Below are 20,004 nucleotides of genomic sequence, written 5' to 3' on the forward strand. Positions count from 1 at the left end.
GCCGGGACCGCCTGCCGAGAACGCTTTCCGCCCTACGGTCTGACCCATGGCCGAAACAGGAGCATCCCCACTCCCCCCGACGCCCCCGGCGCACACCCCCCTCTCCCGCGCCGAGCAGTTCGTCTGGCTCACCGCGCGTGTGCTGGAGCAGCGCCGTTTCGAGTACCACTTCCTGGGCAGCGGCGCGGACGCGGTCGAGACCGCGCTGGCCGCGTACCGCAACGAGGACGACGGGTACGGCCACGCGCTGGAACCCGACCTGCGCGGCCCGGTCAGCCAGCCCCTGCACGTCGGGCACGCGCTGCGCGTCCTGGACTCGATCGGGCGCTGCGGCGGACAGCGGGTGGAACGCGTGTGCCGTTACCTGACCTCCGTGTCGACGCGGGACGGCGCGCTCCCCGTGGTCCGTCCCGGCCGGCGCGGCTATCCGTCGGCGCCCTTCGTGCCGATCCTGGACGACCCGCCCGGCGAACTGCTCGCCACCGGTCCCGTGGTGGGACTGCTGCACCGCAACGAGGTGTGGCACGCCTGGCTGTTCCGGGCCACCGACTTCTGCTGGCAGGCGGTGGACTCCCTGGAGAAGACACATCCGTACGAGGTCGAGGCCGCCGTGGCCTTCCTGGACTCCGCGCCCGACCGCCCGCGCGCGGAGGCGGCCGCCGACCGGCTCGGCCGGCTGGTGCGCGAGCAGCGGCTCGCCGTGCTGGAGCCACGGGACCCCGACGCGTTCCCCGTGGCGCCCGGTTACGCGCCCGGGGAGCGCCACCTGCCGCACGACTACGCGAGGACGCCCGGCTCCCTCGCGCGCGCGTGGTTCACCGACGAGGAGATGACCCGCTCCCTGTGCCACCTCAGGGAGGAACAGCAGGAGGACGGCGGCTGGCCCCTCCGCCGGCGCCGATGGGCCCCGGGCAGCGCGCTGGAGGCACGCCCCGCCGTCACGATCGAGGCGCTGCGCACCTTGCAGGCGTACGGACTGCTCGCCTAGGGCGTTTCTTCGGGATCAGCCCTGGCCCGTCATCGCCCGTACCCCCGCCGTGACCACCACGGCCGCGGCCACGACCAGCAGGAAGGGGGCCCGCAGCAGCAGTGCCACGGCGGCCGCGGCGAGCCCCGCGGCCCTCGCGTCCAGGACCAGGACGCGGCCGTCGGCGAAGGTCTGCTGGGCGGTCAGGGCCGCCAGCAGGGCGACGGGCAGCAGGGCGGCCAGCCGCCGGACGAGCGGCCGTTCCAGCGCGCCCGCGGGGATCAGCAGCCCGATCAGTTTCACGGCGTAGCAGCCGACGGCGGTCAGGCCGATCGCGATCCAGATGTTCACCGCTCCTCCCGCTCCCCGCCGGGCTCACCGGCGGGGCCCGTGCGCGTCCCGCGGCGGCCGGCCACCCAGAGCGCGACCGGGGCGGCCAGCGCGGCGACCAGGACGGGGACACCGGCGGGCAGTACGGGCAGCAGCCCGAGCCCGAGCACGACCGCGAGGCCGGCGACGGCCCGTTCCAGGGTCGTCCTGACCATCGGCGCGAGCAGCGCGAGGAAGACCGCGGGTCCGGCCGCGTCCAGGCCCCACGCGTCGGTGTCCCCGATGGCTTCGGCGCCCAGCGCCCCGAGCAGGGTGGTCAGGTTCCACAGCAGGTACAGCGACAGGCCGGTGACGGTGAACCCGATCCGCACACCGCGCCGCGTGGGCTGGGCGAGGGCCACGGCCGTGGTCTCGTCGATGACCCACTGCGCGGCGAAGGGGCGCACCGCGCGCGGGAGGGCCAGCAACTGCGACAGGCGCAGCCCGTAGAACGCGTTGCGCACTCCCAGGAAGAACGCGCCCGCGGCGGCCGTGAACGGGTTGCCGCCGCCGGCCAGCGCCCCCACCAGGGCGAACTGCGAGGCGCCGGTGAAGACCAGCAGGCTCAGGGCGCAGGTCTGCAGCACCGTGAGTCCGCCGCCCGCCGAGGTCACCCCGAAGGCGAAGCCGGAGAGTCCGACGGCCACCCCGACGCCGAGGGCGTCCCGTACGACGGCGGCGTCGGGTTTTCCGCCGTCTTCACTTCGTATGTCCGCGAGAGCTGTTTCTTCTGCCACGTCCCGGACCCTAGGCCGGATCCCTGCCGCGGGTCTTGTACGTTCTTGCGCTCGCGCCGGTAGGCACCGGGCGGCACGCCCACGATCCGGGTGAAGTGCCGGTTGAGATGCGGCTGGTCGGTGAAGCCCACGGCGAGCGCCGCCTCGGAGGGCAGGACCCCGGCGTCCAGCAGCCTGCGTGCCCGCCGTACCCGGACGTCGGTGAGCCACGCGTGGGGCGGCATCCCGTAGGCGTCCCGGAAGGCGCGCAGCAGGGCGAAGGGGCTGGTCCCGAGGTCTCCGGCGAGCCGTTCCAGCGTGGGCGGCCGCGTGATCCGCTCCTCGAGCACGGCACGCGCGCGTGCCGCCGTCCGGGCGCCCGCCGTCCGCGCGACCCGCTGCGGCAGCGCTCCGCCGTTCAGCCTCAGCAGCCGGGTCACGGCCACCCGCAGCAAGGTGTCGGCGGCGAGCGCGTTCCCCTCGTCGGCGGCGCGCAGCACCTGGTGGACCAGCCCCACGGTGTACGGGTCGTCGAGCACCGGGTCCACGAATCCGGGGGAGCCGCGCAGGGAGGTGGTCCCGGCGGCGATCTCCGCGACCAGTTCCGGTGAGGGGTAGACCGCCCCGTACCGCCAGCCCTCGGGGACACCGGCCCGCCCCGTGTGCGGGGTGTCGGGGTTGACCAGGGCGAGTGTGCCGGGCCCCGCGTACCGGTCGGCGCCGCCGTGGTGGAAGACCTCCACGCCGTCGGTGACGGCGGCGATGACGAAGTTCTCGTGCGTGTGCCGGACGAAGGTCTTGTGCACGTACCGGGCGCGCAGCAGATCGACACCGGGCAGCTCCGCGTACCGCCAGTGCCGTGCCCGCTCCTGCCCCGTACCCGCCACACGGCCATTCTCCGCCACCGCGCCCGGGCACCGGACGCGGCCGCCTGCGCGCCATCGGCCGCGAGCCCGCGAACCCGCGGGCCGCACCGGCGAGCCGCCGGCACGACCCGCGTTCCCGCAGGTCAATGCCATTGTCAGTGTCCGGGTGCAGGATGGACGCATGGTCAGCTCCGCGCAACGAGCCCTGAACGGCTTCTCCCCCGCGACCCGCGCCTGGTTCACGGGGGCCTTCTCCGCGCCCACCGACGCCCAGGCCGGCGCGTGGCAGGCCATCGCCGAGGGCTCGGACGTGCTGGTGGTGGCCCCGACCGGCTCCGGCAAGACGCTGGCCGCGTTCCTGGCCGCGCTGGACCAGCTGGCCTCGGCCCCGCCGCCCGCCGACCCCAGGAAACGCTGCCGCGTCCTGTACGTGTCGCCGCTGAAGGCCCTCGCGGTCGACGTGGAGCGGAACCTGCGCAGCCCTCTGACCGGCATCCGGCAGGAGTCGGTGCGGCTGGGGCTGCCCGAGCCCGAGGTGAAGGTCGGCATCCGCTCCGGCGACACCCCGGCCGCCGAGCGCCGCACGCTGGCCACCCGCCCGCCGGACATCCTGATCACCACCCCGGAGTCGCTGTTCCTGATGCTGACGTCGGCCGCGCGCGACGCGCTGACCGGCATCGAGACGGTGATCCTGGACGAGGTGCACGCGGTCGCGGGCACGAAACGCGGCGCCCACCTCGCGCTGACCCTGGAGCGGCTCGACGAGCTGCTGCCGAGGCCGGCGCGCCGGATCGGCCTCTCCGCCACCGTCCGCCCGGTGGACGAGGTCGCCCGCTACCTCTCACCGCAGCGCAAGGTGGAGATCGTCCAGCCACCGTCCGGCAAGGAGTTCGACCTCTCCGTGGTCCTGCCCGTCGAGGACCTGGGCGAGCTGGGCGGCTCCCCGGCGGCCGACCGCGACGAGGGCGCGGAGAAGCCCTCCATCTGGCCGCATGTCGAGGAGCGGATCGTCGACCTCGTCCAGTCCCACCGCTCGACGATCGTCTTCGCCAACTCCCGCCGCCTCGCGGAGCGCCTCTGCAACCGGCTGAACGAGATCGCGTACGAGCGGGCGACGGGCGAGCCCCTGGCGGAGCACCATTCCCCGGCCGAGCTGATGGGCGGCTCGGGCGCGGCCCAGGGTGCCCCCACGGTCATCGCCCGCGCCCACCACGGATCGGTCTCCAAGGAGCAGCGCACCCTCGTCGAGGAGGACCTCAAGGCGGGCCGTCTGCCCGCCGTGGTCGCCACCTCCAGCCTCGAACTGGGCATCGACATGGGCGCGGTGGACCTCGTCGTCCAGGTCGAGTCGCCGCCGTCGGTGGCGTCCGGCCTCCAGCGCGTGGGCCGCGCGGGCCACCAGGTCGGGGCGGTCTCCACGGGCGTGGTCTTCCCGAAGTACCGGGGCGACCTCGTCCAGGCCGCCGTCGTCACCGAGCGGATGCGCACCGGCTCCATCGAGTCCCTCCGGGTGCCGGCGAACCCGCTGGACGTACTGGCCCAGCAGATCGTCGCCATGACGGCAATGGACTCCTGGCAGTTCGACGACCTGCTCGCCACGGTCCGCCGGGCGGCGCCGTTTCGCCGCGCTGCCCGAATCGGCGTTCACGGCGGTGCTCGACATGCTCGCGGGCCGCTACCCGTCGGACGCCTTCGCCGAGCTGCGGCCGCGCGTGGTGTGGGACCGCGTCGCGGGCACGGTCACCGGGCGCCCCGGCGCCCAGCGCCTCGCCGTCACCTCCGGAGGCACGATCCCCGACCGCGGCCTCTTCGGGGTGTTCCTCGCCGGTTCCGACCCCAAGAAGGGCGGTGGCCGGGTCGGCGAGCTCGACGAGGAGATGGTCTACGAGTCCCGGGTCGGCGACGTCTTCACCCTGGGCACCAGCTCCTGGCGCATCGAGGACATCACCCGCGACCGCGTCCTGGTCTCCCCCGCGCCCGGCGTGCCCGGCAGGCTGCCGTTCTGGAAGGGCGACCAGCTCGGGCGCCCGCTCGAACTGGGCCGCGCGCTGGGCGCGTTCCTCCGCGAGGTCGGCTCACTGCCCAAGGACGACGCCCGGCTGCGGCTCCTCGCCGCGGGCCTGGACGACTGGGCCGCGGACAACGTCCTGTCGTACCTGGCCGAGCAGCGCGAGGCCTGCGGACACGTCCCGGACGACCGCACCATCGTCGTCGAGCGGTTCCGCGACGAGCTGGGCGACTGGCGTGTCGTCGTGCACTCCCCCTTCGGCGCCCAGGTGCACGCCCCCTGGGCGCTCGCGCTCGGTGCCCGCCTCTCCGAGCGCTACGGCATGGACGCGCAGGTCATGCACGCCGACGACGGCATCGTGCTGCGCCTGCCGGACGCCGATCTGATGAGCCTGGACCTGCTCGACCAGGAGCCCGCCAAGGCGGGCACGGAGTACGACTCCGAGCAGGCCCCCGTGGGCGCGGCGGACGTCGTCTTCGACAAGGGCGAGGTCAACCAGATCGTCACGGACCAGGTCGGCGGCTCGGCCCTGTTCGCGTCCCGCTTCCGTGAGTGCGCGGCCCGCGCCCTGCTCCTGCCGCGCCGCAGCCCGGGCAAGCGCACGCCCCTGTGGCAGCAGCGCCAGCGCGCCGCCCAGCTGCTCCAGGTGGCCAGCGAGTTCGGTTCCTTCCCGATCGTCCTGGAGGCGGTCCGCGAATGCCTCCAGGACGTCTTCGACGTGCCCGGTCTCGTCGAGCTGATGGGCGACCTGGAGTCCCGCAAGGTGCGGCTCGTCGAGGTCACGACACCCGAGCCGTCCCCCTTCGCCCGCTCGCTGCTGTTCGGTTACGTCGCCCAGTTCCTGTACGAGGGCGACTCGCCCCTCGCCGAACGGCGCGCGGCGGCCCTGTCGCTGGACTCGCACCTGCTCGCCGAGCTCCTCGGTCAGGCGGAACTGCGCGAGCTCCTGGACGCGGACGTCCTGACCGAGCTGGAGAGCGAGCTGCAGTGGCTGACCGAGGACCGGCGGACCAAGGACATCGAGGGTGTCGCGGACCGGCTGCGGATGCTCGGCCCGCTCACCGACGCCGAGCTGGCCGAGCGCGGGGCCGAGCCCGAGTGGGCCCGTGAGCTGGCCGCGACCCGCCGTGCGATCCAGGTCCGCATCGCCGGGGCCGACCACTGGGCGACGATCGAGGACGCGGGCCGGCTGCGGGACGCGCTCGGCACCGCGCTGCCCGTCGGCGTCCCCGAAGCCTTCACCGAGCCGGTCAAGGACCCGCTGGGCGACCTCCTCGCCCGGTACGCACGCACGCACGGCCCGTTCACCTCGACCGCGGCCGCGGCCCGCTTCGGCCTCGGTACCGCCGTCACGGAAGGCGCCCTGCAGCGGCTCGCGGCGAGCGGCCGTGTCGTGCAGGGCGAGTTCCATCCGGCGGGGATCGGCCAGGAGTGGTGCGACGCGACGGTGCTGCGCAGACTGCGGCGCCGTTCGCTGGCCGCGCTGCGCCACGAGCTGGAGCCGGTGCCGCCCGCCGCGCTCGCCCAGTTCCTGCCGCAGTGGCAGCACCTGGGCAGCGGGCACAACCTGCGCGGCCTCGACGGACTCGTGCGCGCCGTCGAGCAGCTGCAGGGCGCCTCGGTGCCCGCGTCGGCGCTGGAGAAACTGGTCCTGCCGTCCCGCGTCTCGCACTACGCCCCCGCGATGCTCGACGAGCTGACGGCCGCCGGCGAGGTGGTCTGGGCCGGTGCCGGCGCCCTGCCCGGCAAGGACGGCTGGGTCTCCCTGTACCTGGCGGACGCGGCGCCGCTCCTCCTGCCCGCTCCGCACCCCCTGGAACTGACCGCGCTCCACCGGTCGGTCCTGGACGCCCTCTCCGGCGGCTACGGCCTCTTCTTCCGCCAGATCACCGACCAGGTCCGCGCCACCACGCATCCGGAGGCCACCGACCTCCAGCTGGCCGACGTCATCTGGGACCTGGCGTGGTCGGGCCGCCTGACGAACGACACGCTCGGCCCGATGCGCTCCCTCCTGGGCTCGGGCCGTACCGCGGGCTCCACCGCGCACCGCGCGAAACGCGCGGCCCCCCGCGGGCGGTACGGCGGCCTGACGTCCGCCGCGCGCCCCACCTCGCGCACCGGCCCGCCGACCGTCGCGGGCCGCTGGTCGCTGCTCCCCGGCCGGGAGCCCGACGCCACGGTGCGCGCCCACGCCCTGGCCCGCACCCTCCTGGACCGGCACGGCGTGGTCACCCGGGGCGCGGTCGCGGCGGAGGGCGTGGAGGGCGGCTTCTCCGCCGTCTACCGCGTCCTGTCGGTCTTCGAGGAGAGCGGCCAGGCCCGCCGCGGCTATGTGGTGGAAGGGCTCGGAGCCGCCCAGTTCGCGATGGACGGCGCCGTGGACCGGCTGCGCGCGGCGGCGACCGCCCGCGAGCGGGGCGAGTCCCTGCCCGAGCCCGCCTTCGCGGGCGCTCCCGCACTCGGCCGTTCGGGGACGTACACGCCGAGCCCCCACGCGGGCGCGCCGGACTCCTTCGGCGACCCCGCCGGACCCCTGGACCCCTTCGACGGCCCCACCGGGCATCCGGACCCCTTCACCGACGACGCGGGCCTCCCGTCCGCCGGCACCCTGCCGCCGGACGACGACCCGTACTCCCTGGGCACCGGTTCCGGACCGTCCTTCGGCACCGGCACCGGCACCGGCACCGGCGCCTCGTCGCGCGGCTCCCGGCAGGGTTACGCGTCCCCCTTCGCCGACTCACCCCGTTCGGCCCCGCAGGCGTTCCCCGGAGGCCCCCGCTCCCGTACCCGCGCGGACGACACCCACCGCGCCGTCGTGCTGGCCGCGGCCGACCCCGCGAACGCCTACGGAGCGGCCCTCCCCTGGCCCGAACCCCCGACCGGCGCGGGCCACAAGGCGGGCCGCAAGGCGGGCTCCCTGGTCGTCCTGGTGGACGGCGAGCTGGCCCTCTACATGGAGCGCGGCGGCAAGACGCTCCTGGCCTGGCCCGGCGCACCGGACGAGGCGCCCCGGCACGACGCGCGGCTGCGCACAGCGGCCGAGGCACTGGCCGCGGCGGCCCGGGCGGGTTCCCTCGGCACCGTCACCGTGGAGCGGGTCAACGGCGCCTCCGCCCTCACCTCCGAGTTCGGCGCCCTGCTGGAAGGAGCCGGTTTCCATGCGACCCCGCGCGGACTGCGCCTGCGCGCGTAGGACCACCCGCCCACCTGCGACGCACTCCCGCCAGGCCCCCGGCGGCCCGTCCGGCAGGACCCGCCCCCAGGAGGCACCCCACCCGTGCCACCCTGGATCCCATGCCTGAGGGAGACACCGTCTGGCAGGCCACCAGACGCCTGCACGAGGCCCTCGCGGGTCACGTACTCACCCGTTCCGACCTACGGGTCCCCAAGTACGCCCTGTCCGACCTCACCGGGCGCACCGTCCTGGACGTCACCCCGCGCGGGAAGCACCTGCTCATCCGCGTCGAGGGCGGCCTGACCCTGCACTCGCACCTGCGCATGGACGGCTCCTGGAGGATCTACGCGCCCGGCGAGCGCTGGCGCGGCGGTCCCGACCACCAGATCCGCGTGATCCTCGGCACCGAGGAGCGCACCGCCGTCGGGTACCGGCTGCCCGTCCTGGAACTGCTGCACACCGCCGACGAGGACCGCGCGGTCGGCCATCTGGGCCCCGACCTCCTGGGTCCCGACTGGAATCCCGGCACCGCCCTGGCGAACATCCGGCGCGACCCGGACCGGGCCCTCGGTGAGGCCCTCCTCGACCAGCGCAATCTCGCCGGCATCGGCAACGTCTACAAGAGCGAGCTCTGCTTCCTGCTGCGCGTCACCCCCTGGCTGCCCGTGGGCCGGCTCCCCGCCGAGTACGCCGCCCACGCGATGACGCTCGCCAAGAAGCTCCTGGACGTCAACCGCGAGCGCCCCCAGCGCGTCACGACCGGCCGCCGTGACCAGAACCTGTTCGTGTACGGCCGCGCGGGCCGCCCCTGTCTGCGCTGCGGCACCCGGATCCGCGTGGCGAACCAGGGCGACGGCTCCCGCGAGCGCCCCACGTACTGGTGCCCGGCCTGCCAGCCGGGCCCGGCCCCGAGCCCGGCACGCCCGACCAATTGACGGCCCGTCAGATTCCCTCGTACGGTCCCCTCATGCCCGTCACGGCGTACGACCTCACCGGACGCACCGCATTCGTCACCGGCGCGGCGAGCGGCATCGGCCGCGCCAGTGCCGTCCTGCTCGCGGAGGCGGGTGCGGCCGTCCACTGCGCGGACCGTGACGCGCGGGGCCTCGACGGGACGGCCGCCCTGATCAAGGACGGGGGCGGTACGGCCCACGTCCACACCCTCGACGTCACCGACCGGGCCCGGCTCGCCGCAGCCGTCGCGACCTGCGCCCGCCTGGACGTCATGGCGGCCGTCGCCGGAATCATGCACAGCAGTCCCGTCCTGACGACCAGGGACGAGGACCTCGACCGGGTCCTGGGGGTCAACTTCAAGGGCGTCCTGTACGCCTGCCAGGAGGCGGCCCGTTCGATGCTGGCCACCAGGACCCCGGGGAGCATCATCACGATGGCCTCGGGCGCCGTCGACACCGGCGGGCCGGGGCTGCTCTGCTACGGCGCCGCGAAGGCGGCCGTCGTACAGCTGACGAAGACCCTGGCGACCGAGATGGGCCCGCACGGCATCCGTGTGAACGCGGTCGCGCCGGGCTGGATCCGCACGCCGATGACCGACCGCCACAACGAGGGGACCCAGGCGCGGACGGAGGCGTTCATGGCCCGTATGTCACCGCTGGGCCGGGTCGGCGACCCCGAGGACATCGCGCACGCGGTCCTGCACCTCGCCTCCGACGCCTCGGCCTTCACGACGGGCCAGATCCTCCGCCCCAACGGGGGCGTGGCGATGCCCTGGTAGCACCCGAACGCGCTCCGGCAGCCCCTGCCGCACAGCTCCGCACCCCGGAGAACCGCGTCCAGCACCCAGCACCCGACGTTCAGCACCCGACATCCAGCCGCGATGCGACTCCACCCCGTCCAGCCCGCAAGCCCGTCCAGCCCGTCCAGCCCGTCAAGAGGGCTCCCCCCGCCCCGGCAGCGGTCCGCGCCCGCGTCGCCAGACCTCCAGAACGCGCCGCATCCACCGGTCCGACCCGGCCGCCCCCACGGCCCGTTTCTTCGGCACACAGTGCACCGGCAGCAGACTCAGCCCCCACCCGCCCGCCGCCACCGCGCCCTCGAGCACGCCGGCGTCCGCGGCGAACGCCAGCCGTAGGACCGCCCACCACCACAGCCCTCCAGCCCCCAGAGCAAGCCCCCACCTGCCTATTCGCACCGTTCGCCCCGTCATGGCACCGCCTCCAGCCCGACGCTAGACCCCCGTGTCCCCCTGCCGACAGGGCGCACCAGCACAACAGGAGCGCACCGGGCGCACCAATGGCGCCCCAACGCCACGATGCGCCCCGAAGCCGGGTCCAACGCCGAAGCGGACCACCCTTGACCGGCTGTTATCCGTTGCCCGCGTTCTCCGCCTGGAACATCCAGTGGTGCTTCTCGAGATCCGCCGTGATCCCGATGAGCAGGTCCTGACTCACCGGATCAGCGGTCTCCGTCGACTCCACCCGCTCCCGCATCCGCCCGATCACGGCACCGAGCGCGTCGACGAGGGAGCCGACCGCGTCGACGTCCTTCACCCACCCGTTCTGTACGACGCCGATACCGCTGCTGCTCGCGACCGTCGCGGCACGTCCGTCCGGCGAGACGCCGAGCGCCGAGGCACGTTCCGCCACGGAGTCGGAGTGCAGCCGCGCGGAGTCGACGACCTCGTCGAGCTGGAGGTGGACGGACCGGAAGCGCGGCCCGACCACGTTCCAGTGGATCTGTTTCGCCACCAGCGACAGATCCACCAGATCGACGAGCGCGCCTTGCAGCGCCTCGGACACGATCTTGAGATCGGCATCGGACAACGGGCTCTTCACGACGTACATCGACATCCTCCGGTCAGCAGCGCCCAACGGGCCAGCTCTCGCACCTCCACCATCGCCGCCCCGGACGATCCCGGCAAACGCGACAGAGCCCCACGACTCGCCCGGGTCCGCCCACACAAAAACCCCGGCCCGCTTCCCCGGGTCTCCCCGGGGAAGCCCCTGCCGGGGCTCTCGCACAGTTCTTCTCAGTTCACGGGCGTCAAGCGCGCGGGCGTCAGGCGGCGACGACGTCGACCGCTTCCGCAGGCGCCTTGATGGTCACCCGTTCCGGTGGCACACCGGCCACCGAGACGGAGTTCAGCCTCGGGCGTACCGGCGTGGGCACAGGTTCGGTGGCCGCTGCCGACCGGGCCAGCTCGGCGAGGGCGAGCTCATCGCTCACTTCCCGCATCAGTTCCGACATCCGTACGTCCAGCGCGTCGCAGATCGCGGAGAGCAGTTCCGAGGAAGCCTCTTTCTGCCCCCGCTCCACCTCGGAGAGATAGCCGAGCGAAACTCGGGCGGACGAGGAGACTTCGCGCAGAGTACGGCCCTGGCGCTGGCGCTGCCGACGCAGCACGTCACCAAGCAGGCGACGGAGCAGAATCATCGGTGGCTCCCTCCTCGGACCGCGTAGCCGCATCCTTCACGCCCCACCGTACCGCCTTGCGCCGCGGCCGTGCGGGGAGCGATGTCGTGTTCACTCAGGGCTGCAAACATCAAAACCCCCCGTTCTGTTCCGTATCCTGTGTCCGCTCATTCCCAGGGTGTTCGCCCACAAGCCGCTCCAGAAGCAGTGCGAGCACGCTCCGTACACTCTCCATACGGATTTCCGTCCGGGAGCCGTTCAACCGCAGCGCCGCCACTTTCCCGCCAAGAGCGCTTGCGTCCGTCGCCGCGCGGGGCCCGTCCACGGCGACGAAAACCGTGCCGACCGACTGCCCGTCCTGGGAATCAGGACCCGCGACCCCGGTGGTCGAAATCCCCCAGTCCGCGCCGAGCACCTTGCGTACACCGGCCGCCATCGCTGCCGCGACCTGCGGGTCCACCGCTCCACGCCGCTCCAGCAGGGCGGCGTCGACACCCAGCACGTCGCGCTTGAGATCGGTGGCGTACGCCGTCACGGAGCCGCGGAAGGCCTTGGAGGCTCCGGGGACCGCCGCCAGCTCCGCGGCCACCAGACCGCCGGTGAGCGACTCGGCGACCGCAAGGGTCTGCCCCTTCACCGTGAGTAGTCGCAGCACTTCGGCGGCCGTGGACGTCACGCCTGCGCCTCCCCGGCGGCGGCCCGCCGCGCGGCCAGTCCCTGGCGCCGCAGCACAATGGCCTGTCTTACGTAGTCGGCTCCGGTGACGACGGTCAGGGCGACCGCCACGGCCATCACCCAGAACCTCAGGGTCGCCAGCGGCCCCGTCAGCGCCAGGACGTACATCCCGACGGCCACGCCCTGCGTGAGGGTCTTCAGCTTGCCGCCGCGGCTGGCCGGGATCACGCCGTAGCGGATCACCAGGAAACGCAGCAAGGTGATCCCCAGCTCGCGCCCGAGGATCACCGCGGTCACCCACCAGGGCAGATCGCCGAGGTAGGAGAGACAGATCAGCGCCGCCCCCATGATCGCCTTGTCGGCGATGGGGTCGGCGATCTTCCCGAAGTCGGTGACGAGGTCGTACGTGCGGGCCAGATGCCCGTCGAAGATGTCCGTGATCATGGCGACGGCGAAGGCCGCCCAGGCCCAGGCCCGCCACACGGGGTCGTACCCGCCGTCGGCCAGCATCAGCGCCACGAACCCCGGCACGAGTACCAGCCGGAGCATGGTGAGCAGATTGGCGACGTTCCACAGGCTGGCCTGGTTGACGGCCGCGGCGCCGAGCTTCGTACCGCCGAGCGGTGTCTTCGGCGCCTGACCGCCCGAAGCCCCGCCACCTGGAGCCCCGCCACCCGAAGCCCCGCCGCCCGGAGCCTGCACACCGGACACCTTGGCACCGGAAGTCCCGGCGCCGGAGGTCACCGCATCCGGGATACCCGTACCAGGAACCCCCGGCGCGGAGGCTCCCGTACCGGCAGGTGCCGTCTGGGCGGGTCCCGTACCGACGGGCCCTGTACCGACGGGCCCCGTCTGAGTGGATCCGGATCCCGTACCGACCGGTGCCGTGCCGGCAGTTCCGGCGGTTCCGCGGGGAGAGGGCGCACCGGGGCCGCCCGCCGCGGATGCCGGGACTCCGGTCATCTGGCTGCCTCCTCAGTACACACCTGCGAGCCCGGGAGCGGCTCCGCCACCAGGTCGACACCTTCCGTACCGACCACCTTCGCCTCGACCATACGACCGACGGCCAGTCCTTCGCCGCTCGTGAACAGCACCTGGCCGTCCGTCTCGGGCGCCTGGTGCGCGGCGCGGCCGTACGCGGCCTCGTCCTCGGCGGCCGAGCCGGTGGACTCGACGAGGACCTGGAGCGTCTCCCCGACGCGCTCCTCCGCCCGCTGCGAGACCAGCTCCTCGGCGAGCCGGGACACGCGCGCGAGCCGCTCGGCGACGACGTCCTCGTCCAGCTTGTTCTCGTACGTCGCCGCCTCGGTGCCGTCCTCGTCGGAGTACCCGAAGACGCCGATGGCGTCCAGGCGCGCGGCGGTCAGGAAGCGCTCCAGCTCCGCCAGGTCGTCCGCGCTCTCGCCGGGGAAGCCGACGATGAAGTTGGACCGGACGCCGGCCTGCGGGGCCTTGGAGCGGATGGTGTCGAGGAGGCCCAGGAACTGGTCGGTGTTCCCGAACCGCCGCATGGCGCGCAGCACCCCGTGCGCGGAGTGCTGGAAGGACAGGTCGAAGTAGGGGGCGATCTTCGGCGTGGAGGTCAGCACGTCGATGAGTCCGGGCCGCATCTCGGCGGGCTGCAGGTAGCTGACGCGCACCCGCTCGATCCCGTCGACGTCGGCGAGCTCGGGCAGCAGCGTCTCCAGGAGGCGGATGTCGCCGAGGTCCTTGCCGTACGAGGTGTTGTTCTCGGAGACCAGCATGATCTCCTTCACGCCCTGCTCGGCGAGCCAGCGCGTCTCCCCCAGTACGTCACTGGGGCGCCGCGAGATGAAGGAGCCGCGGAAGGACGGGATGGCGCAGAAGGAGCAGCGCCGGTCGCAGCCGGAGGCGAGCTTCACCGAGGCGACCGGGGAGCCGTCCAGGCGCCGGCGCAGGGGCGCGCGGGGGCCCGAGTCCGGAGCGAGTCCTTCGGGGAGGTCGACGGGGCCGTGTCCCGGAAGGGCGACCTCCGCGCCGGCGTCCTGCCGCTCGGCGGGGCTGATCGGCAGCAGCTTGCGCCGGTCGCGCGGGGTGTGGGCGGCGTGGATGCCGCCGTTCAGGATGGTCTGGAGCCGGTCGGAGATGTCGGCGTAGTCGTCGAAGCCGAGCACGCCGTCGGCCTCGGGCAGCGCCTCGGCCAGTTCCTTGCCGTAGCGCTCGGCCATGCAGCCGACGGCGACGACCGCCTGGGTTCTGCCGTGTCCCTTGAGGTCGTTGGCCTCCAGGAGGGCGTCGACGGAGTCCTTCTTGGCGGCCTCGACGAAGCCACAGGTGTTGACGACGGCGACGTCCGCGTCCTCGGCGTCCTCCACGAGGTGCCAGCCGTCCGCCTCCAAGCGGCCTGCGAGCTCCTCCGAGTCCACCTCGTTACGGGCGCAGCCAAGAGTGACGAGTGCGACGGTACGGCGTTCAGGCATGGGCTCAAGACTACTTCGTCCCGGTGACGGCCCACGTCGACGGGGTTGGCCGATCACGGCCAACCCCGTCCGCGGGTGCCCGGGAGACCGGGCGGAGGTGTGCACGCGCTGTGCCGGCGCGTACCGGCACAGCGGTTCGGCTCAGCCGACCTCGGGGTCGCCCTTCGTGTACGAGAGGCGCTCCACCTGGCCCGACTGGAACTCGTCGTCGATCTTCTTGCCGTTCACGTACAGCTGGATGGCGCCCGCGTCGCCGAGGACGAGGTCGACCTTCTCCTTGTCCTGGAAGGTCTTGGAGTCGCCCTGTTCGAGCAGGCCGTCGAAGAGCAGCCGGCCGTTGTGGTCCTTGGCCGAGATCCAGCTGCGGCCGTCGGGGGCGCTGACCTGGACGGTGACCTTGTCCTGCGGGGCGGCCGCGATGGCGCTCTCGGAGGGGGCGGACTTCGGGGTGCCGGACGCGGCCGGCGCCGGCTCGGTCTTGGCGGGCTTGCCGGCGCTGGGCGTGGAGCCCTCGGCGACCTGCGTCGTCGAGGCGTCGTCGTCGCCACCGCTGAACAGGGTGAATCCGACGAAGCCGATCACGGCGACGATGGCCGCGACCATGGCCGCGGTCCAGTTGGGGCCCCGGCGCTCGGGACGGATCCGCTCCGCCTCGAACATGGGAGCGGCGGGGGTGGGCGCCGGCCGGCCGCCGTGCGCGGCGTCATAGCTCGCGAGCAGCGGAACCGGGTCGAGGCCGACGGCGCGGGCGAGCGTCTTGATGTGACCGCGCGCGTAGACGTCGCCGCCGCAGGGGCCGAAGTCGTCCTCTTCGATCGCGCGCACGATGGCGATACGGACCCGCGTGGCGTTACTGACGTCGTCGACGGTCAGCCCCGCCGCGATGCGCGCCTGTCGCAGGGCGTGCCCGACCGAAGGCAGATCGTCCTCCACGGAGGGACGCTCGTCCTGAGGGGTGTGGTCGTCGGAGGTGTTGTCGTCAGGGGAGTTGCCGATGGACACGGGGGCGCCTTTCGAGCGTCGAGCCACCTGTGCTGGGGGTTCAGTCTAGGGGGGGTACGAAAGGGTGGGGCAACCGGGCGGTAGGACTTTGTACGCCATCGGAATGGCCGGTCATCCTGATGACGGGACAGCTGCCTGTCCCTTCCCTCAACTTGACGTGCGACGAGGGGAAACAGTTGCTCACCGTTTCCTTACGGGTGAGTCACGTTCGGATCACCCCGATGGCCCGATTCAAACTTCGCGGCCCGCCCTCTACGGCTGGGCCTCCCCGCGGATCACCGCGAGCACGCCGTCCAGCTCGTCGGCCTTCACGAGGACGTCGCGCGCCTTGGACCCCTCACTGGGCCCGACGATGCTGCGGGACTCCATGAGGTCCATCAGCCGCCCGGCCTTGGCGAAGCCGACGCGCAGTTTGCGCTGGAGCATCGAGGTCGACCCGAACTGCGTGGACACGACGAGTTCGGCGGCCTGGCACAGCAGGTCGAGGTCGTCGCCGATGTCCTCGTCGATCTCCTTCTTCTGCTTGGTGCCCACGGTGACGTCGTCCCGGAAGACCGGCGCCATCTGGTCCTTGCAGTGCTGCACCACGGCCGCGACCTCGTCCTCGGTGACGAAGGCGCCCTGCATACGGGTGGGCTTGTTCGCGCCCATCGGCAGGAAGAGCCCGTCGCCCTTGCCGATCAGCTTCTCGGCGCCGGGCTGGTCGAGGATGACGCGGCTGTCGGCGAGCGAGGAGGTGGCGAAGGCGAGCCGGGACGGCACGTTCGCCTTGATCAGGCCGGTGACGACGTCGACGGACGGCCGCTGCGTGGCGAGCACCAGGTGGATGCCGGCCGCGCGCGCGAGCTGCGTGATGCGCACGATGGCGTCCTCGACGTCCCTCGGCGCGACCATCATCAGGTCGGCGAGCTCGTCCACGATCACCAGCAGGTACGGGTACGGGGAGAGCTCCCGCTCGCTGCCCTCGGGCAGCTTGACCTTGCCCTTCCTGATGGCGTCGTTGAAGTCGTCGATGTGCCGGTACCCGAAGGCCGCCAGGTCGTCGTAGCGCAGGTCCATCTCCCGGACGACCCACTGCAGCGCCTCGGCGGCCCGCTTCGGGTTGGTGATGATGGGCGTGATCAGGTGCGGAATTCCCTCGTACGCGGTCAGCTCGACGCGCTTGGGGTCGACGAGAACCATGCGTACGTCATCGGGGGTCGCCCGCACCATGACCGACGTGATCAGACAGTTGATGCAGGAGGACTTTCCGGAGCCGGTCGCTCCGGCCACCAGGACGTGCGGCATCTTCGCGAGGTTGGCCATCACGTAGCCGCCCTCGACGTCCTTGCCGAGCGCCACCAGCATCGGGTGGTCGTCCTCCGCGGCGGCCGCGAGACGGAGCACGTCACCGAGGTTGACCATCTCGCGGTCGGTGTTGGGGATCTCGATGCCGACCGCGGACTTGCCGGGGATCGGGCTGATGATCCGCACGTCCGGGCTGGCGACGGCGTACGCGATGTTCTTCGCCAGCGCCGTGATCCGCTCGACCTTCACGGCGGGGCCGAGCTCGACCTCGTACCGCGTGACCGTCGGCCCGCGGGTGAAGCCGGTGACGGCCGCGTCGACCTTGAACTCGGTGAAGACGTTGGTGAGCGAGGCGACGATGGCGTCGTTGGCGGCGCTGCGCGTCTTACCGGGACCGCCGCGCTCCAGCAGGTCGAGCGAGGGCAGCGCGTAGGTGATGTCGCCGGAGAGCTGGAGCTGCTCGGCCCGGGCCGGGAGGTCCTGGGGCGCGTCGGGAGCGGGTTTGGTCAGGTCGGCGACCTCGGCCTTCAGGGTCTCCTGCCTGGGCCCGGCGCGCCTGCCCCGCGCGGCGGGCACCGGTGTCGGCTCCGCGTCGGGGTACGGCGCCGCGCCGTGGCCCGATTCCTCGTGGTCGCCGCGGTCCGTGCCGACGCCCTGCGTCAGGTCGGCCACCAGCGGCGAGGGCGGCATCCCGTGCATCACGGCGCCGTCCAGCGCCGCGGCGGCGGCCGCGGCCACGTCGACCGCGTCCATGGGCCGGTCCATCTCGGGCTGCTGCACGGCGGGGCGCCTGCGGCGGCCCCGGCGCCCGGCCAGTGCCTCCTGCTCGGCGTCGTCCGGGTCGTACGCCCCGGGCTCCGCACGGCGCCGCCGGGAGCCCGCGGGCAGCGCCTCACGCCACTGTTCGTCGTAGCGCTCGTCGTCCTCGCCGACGACGTCGTCGGTCTCGCGCGGCTGCAGGACACCGAGCCGCACACCGAGCATCCGCAGCCGGTGCGGAATCGCGTTGACGGGTGTCGCGGTGACCACCAGCAGTCCGAACACCGTGAGCAGCACGAGGAGCGGCACGGCGAGGACGTCACCCATCGTGTACGTCAGCGGTGTCGCCGCACCCCAGCCGATGAGCCCGCCCGCGTCCCTTATCGGCTGCATGCCGGCGCTGCGCGCGGGCGCCCCGCAGGCGATGTGGACCTGGCCGAGCACGCCGATGGCGAGCGCGGACAGGCCGATGACGATGCGTCCGTTGGCCTCGGGCTTCTCGGGGTGCCGGATGAGCCGGGCGGCGACGACCGCCAGCAGGATCGGCACGAGCAGGTCGAGGCGGCCGAAGGCGCCGGTCACGAGCATCTCGACGAGGTCGCCCACGGGGCCGCGGAGGTTGGACCAGGTTCCGGCGGCGGTGATCAGCACGAGGCCGATCAGCAGCAGGGCGAGACCGTCCTTGCGGTGCGCCGGGTCGAGTCCCCTGGCGCCCTGCCCTATGCCGCGGAACACGGCGCCGACGGTGTGCGCGACCCCGAGCCACAGGGCGCGCAGGAGCCTGTACACGCCTCCGGTCGGGCTGGGCGCCGGCTTCGGAGGCGGCGCCTTCCTGACGGCGGCCTTCTTCGCGGGCACCTTTTTGGCGGGAACCTTCTTCGCCGGGGCCCTCTTCGCCACAGCCTTCGTCGGAGCGACCGCCTTCTTGGGGATCGGCTTCTTGGCTGCGGGCTGACGTGAGGCCATGGGTGCGAGGTTACCGGTGGAGACCACTGCGGACACGTGTGCCTACTGCTTCACCCGTTCGTGTCGTCCGTTCCTGGCGCGGAACTGACGCCGCCTCGCCGTGAATCAACCTCCGGAGGCCCGTTGTTGGGCCCGCCGTCCGGCGCACCGGCGCCCGTGAAGGGCGCGGAGGCCCACTGGACCGACCGCACGGGCCCGCCCCAACCCACAAGCCTCACAAGGGCCCTGTGCCGCCACCGGACCGCTTCACGGCCGACGCGGACAACCCGGGCCGACGCGGACACCCCGGACGGCGTGCGCACCGCCGAGCCGACGAGCGCGTCCGGAGCCCGGCCGGAGCACGTCCGGATCCGACCGGTGCACATCCGGATCGCGCCCGGAGCACGTCCGGGTCGAAGATCGCGGCCGGGACAGGAGCGCTCGGGCTCAGCTCTGGGACGGGAGCGAAGCCGCCCCGTTGCTCCCCGTGCCCGGCTCCAGCGCGTCCAGCGCGCGGCGCAGACCGGTCAGTTTGCGTTCGAGATGGGCCGCGGTCGCCACCGCCGCCGCGTCCGCCGCGTCGTCGTCCAGCTGCTTGGACAGCGCCTCGGCCTGCTCCTCGACGGCCGCGAGGCGCGCGGACAGTTCGGCGAGCAGTCCGGCCGGTTCCTTGGTGTCACCGAGGGCCGCCTTGCCGCCGCCGCCCTCCAGCTGGAGACGCAGCAGCGCCGCCTGCTCCCGCAGTTGGCAGTTCTTCATGTACAGCTCGACGAAGACCGAGACCTTCGCGCGCAGCACCCACGGATCGAACGGCTTGGAGATGTAGTCCACCGCACCCGCCGCGTATCCCCGGAAGGTGTGGTGCGGACCGTGGTTGATCGCGGTGAGGAAGATGATCGGGATGTCCCGGGTCCGTTCTCGCCTCTTGATGTGCGCGGCGGTCTCGAAACCGTCCATGCCTGGCATCTGGACGTCCAGCAGAATGACCGCGAAGTCGTCCGTGAGCAGTGCTTTGAGCGCTTCCTCCCCGGAAGATGCCCGAACCAGTGTCTGATCGAGCGCAGAGAGGATGGCCTCCAGCGCCAGCAGATTCTCCGGCCGGTCATCGACCAGGAGGATCTTGGCCTTCTGCACCATGGCCCGCCCTCCTCGTCCCGGCAGTGCACCGGGCGCTGCCCCAGGGGACGGCTTCTGAGCGCCGTCCGTCCTTGTGCCGGTCATGGTAGCCGCACCCCGCCCGTCGCCACACCCTGTCACCGCGATGTCACTGTGCACGTAGCAGAAACGCAGCGGGGGATCAGAAGGTTCCCCGAATCCCGGGTTTCTACACGGCTCCGGGCACGGTCAGTCAGCAACCCGGCACACCGGCCCGCCGTCCGACCGCCCCGTGCACGCGGCCGTTCACCCGCCACTCCATCATGCTCC

Annotated in this window: 15 protein-coding genes and 1 pseudogene; 5 read left to right on the plus strand and 11 right to left on the minus strand. The window is 72.9% G+C overall.

All coding sequences use genetic code 11. The features are described 5' to 3' along the window. Window positions 1-46 precede the first annotated feature (46 nt). The gene (locus QFZ75_RS10975; protein WP_307536020.1) at window positions 47-988 is read left to right on the plus strand and encodes a hypothetical protein; all 942 of its coding nucleotides are present in this window, start codon (window positions 47-49) and stop codon (window positions 986-988) included. A 15-nt stretch (window positions 989-1,003) separates the two neighbouring features. On the opposite strand, the gene QFZ75_RS10980 is transcribed toward QFZ75_RS10975, so the two are convergent. From QFZ75_RS10980 to QFZ75_RS10990, 3 genes are read right to left on the minus strand one after another with little or no spacing between them, the layout of a single operon-like run. Then, the gene (locus tag QFZ75_RS10980) at window positions 1,004-1,318 is read right to left on the minus strand and encodes an AzlD domain-containing protein (protein ID WP_307536022.1); all 315 of its coding nucleotides are present in this window, start codon (window positions 1,316-1,318) and stop codon (window positions 1,004-1,006) included. After that, window positions 1,315-2,046 (minus strand): AzlC family ABC transporter permease, encoded by a 732-nt coding sequence (locus QFZ75_RS10985; RefSeq protein WP_307544371.1) that lies wholly within the window; start codon window positions 2,044-2,046, stop codon window positions 1,315-1,317. The genes QFZ75_RS10980 and QFZ75_RS10985 overlap by 4 nt, the downstream gene beginning before the upstream one ends. Next, window positions 1,947-2,939: an AraC family transcriptional regulator gene (locus QFZ75_RS10990; protein WP_307536025.1), complete on the minus strand. Its 993-nt coding sequence runs from the start codon at window positions 2,937-2,939 to the stop codon at window positions 1,947-1,949. Before QFZ75_RS10990 ends, QFZ75_RS10985 begins: the two co-directional genes overlap by 100 nt. A 160-nt stretch (window positions 2,940-3,099) precedes the next feature. Here QFZ75_RS10990 and QFZ75_RS41115 point away from each other — a divergent pair. The 4 genes and pseudogenes from QFZ75_RS41115 to QFZ75_RS11005 form a co-directional block, all read left to right on the plus strand. After that, window positions 3,100-4,254 (plus strand): annotated as a pseudogene (locus QFZ75_RS41115) (DEAD/DEAH box helicase); the annotation flags it as partial. A gap of 541 nt (window positions 4,255-4,795) precedes the next feature. Continuing rightward, window positions 4,796-8,119, plus strand: a complete 3,324-nt coding sequence (locus QFZ75_RS10995) for a DEAD/DEAH box helicase (protein ID WP_373466034.1) — start codon at window positions 4,796-4,798, stop codon at window positions 8,117-8,119. A 101-nt stretch (window positions 8,120-8,220) separates the two neighbouring features. Then, complete coding sequence (locus QFZ75_RS11000; RefSeq protein ID WP_307536027.1) at window positions 8,221-9,036, plus strand: Fpg/Nei family DNA glycosylase; 816 nt, start codon at window positions 8,221-8,223, stop codon at window positions 9,034-9,036. 32 nt (window positions 9,037-9,068) lie between these two features. Then, on the plus strand, window positions 9,069-9,833 hold the full coding sequence (locus tag QFZ75_RS11005; protein WP_307536029.1) for an SDR family NAD(P)-dependent oxidoreductase: 765 nt from the start codon (window positions 9,069-9,071) through the stop codon (window positions 9,831-9,833). 589 nt (window positions 9,834-10,422) lie between these two features. Here the strand turns inward: QFZ75_RS11005 and QFZ75_RS11015 are convergent. From QFZ75_RS11015 to QFZ75_RS11050, 8 genes are all read right to left on the minus strand, one after another. After that, the gene (locus QFZ75_RS11015; RefSeq protein WP_307536032.1) at window positions 10,423-10,902 is read right to left on the minus strand and encodes a Dps family protein; all 480 of its coding nucleotides are present in this window, start codon (window positions 10,900-10,902) and stop codon (window positions 10,423-10,425) included. A gap of 214 nt (window positions 10,903-11,116) precedes the next feature. After that, window positions 11,117-11,491, minus strand: a complete 375-nt coding sequence (locus tag QFZ75_RS11020) for a helix-turn-helix domain-containing protein (protein WP_149515307.1) — start codon at window positions 11,489-11,491, stop codon at window positions 11,117-11,119. Between the two features lie 109 nt (window positions 11,492-11,600). Further along, the gene (locus QFZ75_RS11025; protein WP_307536034.1) at window positions 11,601-12,146 is read right to left on the minus strand and encodes a CinA family protein; all 546 of its coding nucleotides are present in this window, start codon (window positions 12,144-12,146) and stop codon (window positions 11,601-11,603) included. After that, the gene (pgsA, locus tag QFZ75_RS11030; protein ID WP_373465841.1) at window positions 12,143-13,108 is read right to left on the minus strand and encodes a CDP-diacylglycerol--glycerol-3-phosphate 3-phosphatidyltransferase; all 966 of its coding nucleotides are present in this window, start codon (window positions 13,106-13,108) and stop codon (window positions 12,143-12,145) included. Before pgsA ends, QFZ75_RS11025 begins: the two co-directional genes overlap by 4 nt. After that, window positions 13,105-14,586, minus strand: coding sequence for a 30S ribosomal protein S12 methylthiotransferase RimO (rimO, locus tag QFZ75_RS11035; RefSeq protein ID WP_307536038.1), 1,482 nt, complete (start codon window positions 14,584-14,586; stop codon window positions 13,105-13,107). The genes pgsA and rimO overlap by 4 nt, the downstream gene beginning before the upstream one ends. A 141-nt stretch (window positions 14,587-14,727) precedes the next feature. After that, complete coding sequence (locus QFZ75_RS11040) at window positions 14,728-15,588, minus strand: helix-turn-helix domain-containing protein (RefSeq protein WP_307536039.1); 861 nt, start codon at window positions 15,586-15,588, stop codon at window positions 14,728-14,730. Between the two features lie 252 nt (window positions 15,589-15,840). Continuing rightward, window positions 15,841-18,600 carry a DNA translocase FtsK gene (locus QFZ75_RS11045; protein ID WP_307536041.1) on the minus strand — a complete coding sequence of 920 codons (2,760 nt, stop codon included), beginning with the start codon at window positions 18,598-18,600 and terminating at the stop codon, window positions 15,841-15,843. A 426-nt stretch (window positions 18,601-19,026) separates the two neighbouring features. Beyond that, window positions 19,027-19,716: a two-component system response regulator gene (locus QFZ75_RS11050; RefSeq protein WP_307536043.1), complete on the minus strand. Its 690-nt coding sequence runs from the start codon at window positions 19,714-19,716 to the stop codon at window positions 19,027-19,029. Window positions 19,717-20,004 lie beyond the last annotated feature (288 nt).

Origin of the sequence: Streptomyces sp. V3I8, from assembly GCF_030817535.1 — a bacterium.
In the GTDB taxonomy this organism is placed as follows: Bacteria; Actinomycetota; Actinomycetes; order Streptomycetales; family Streptomycetaceae; genus Streptomyces.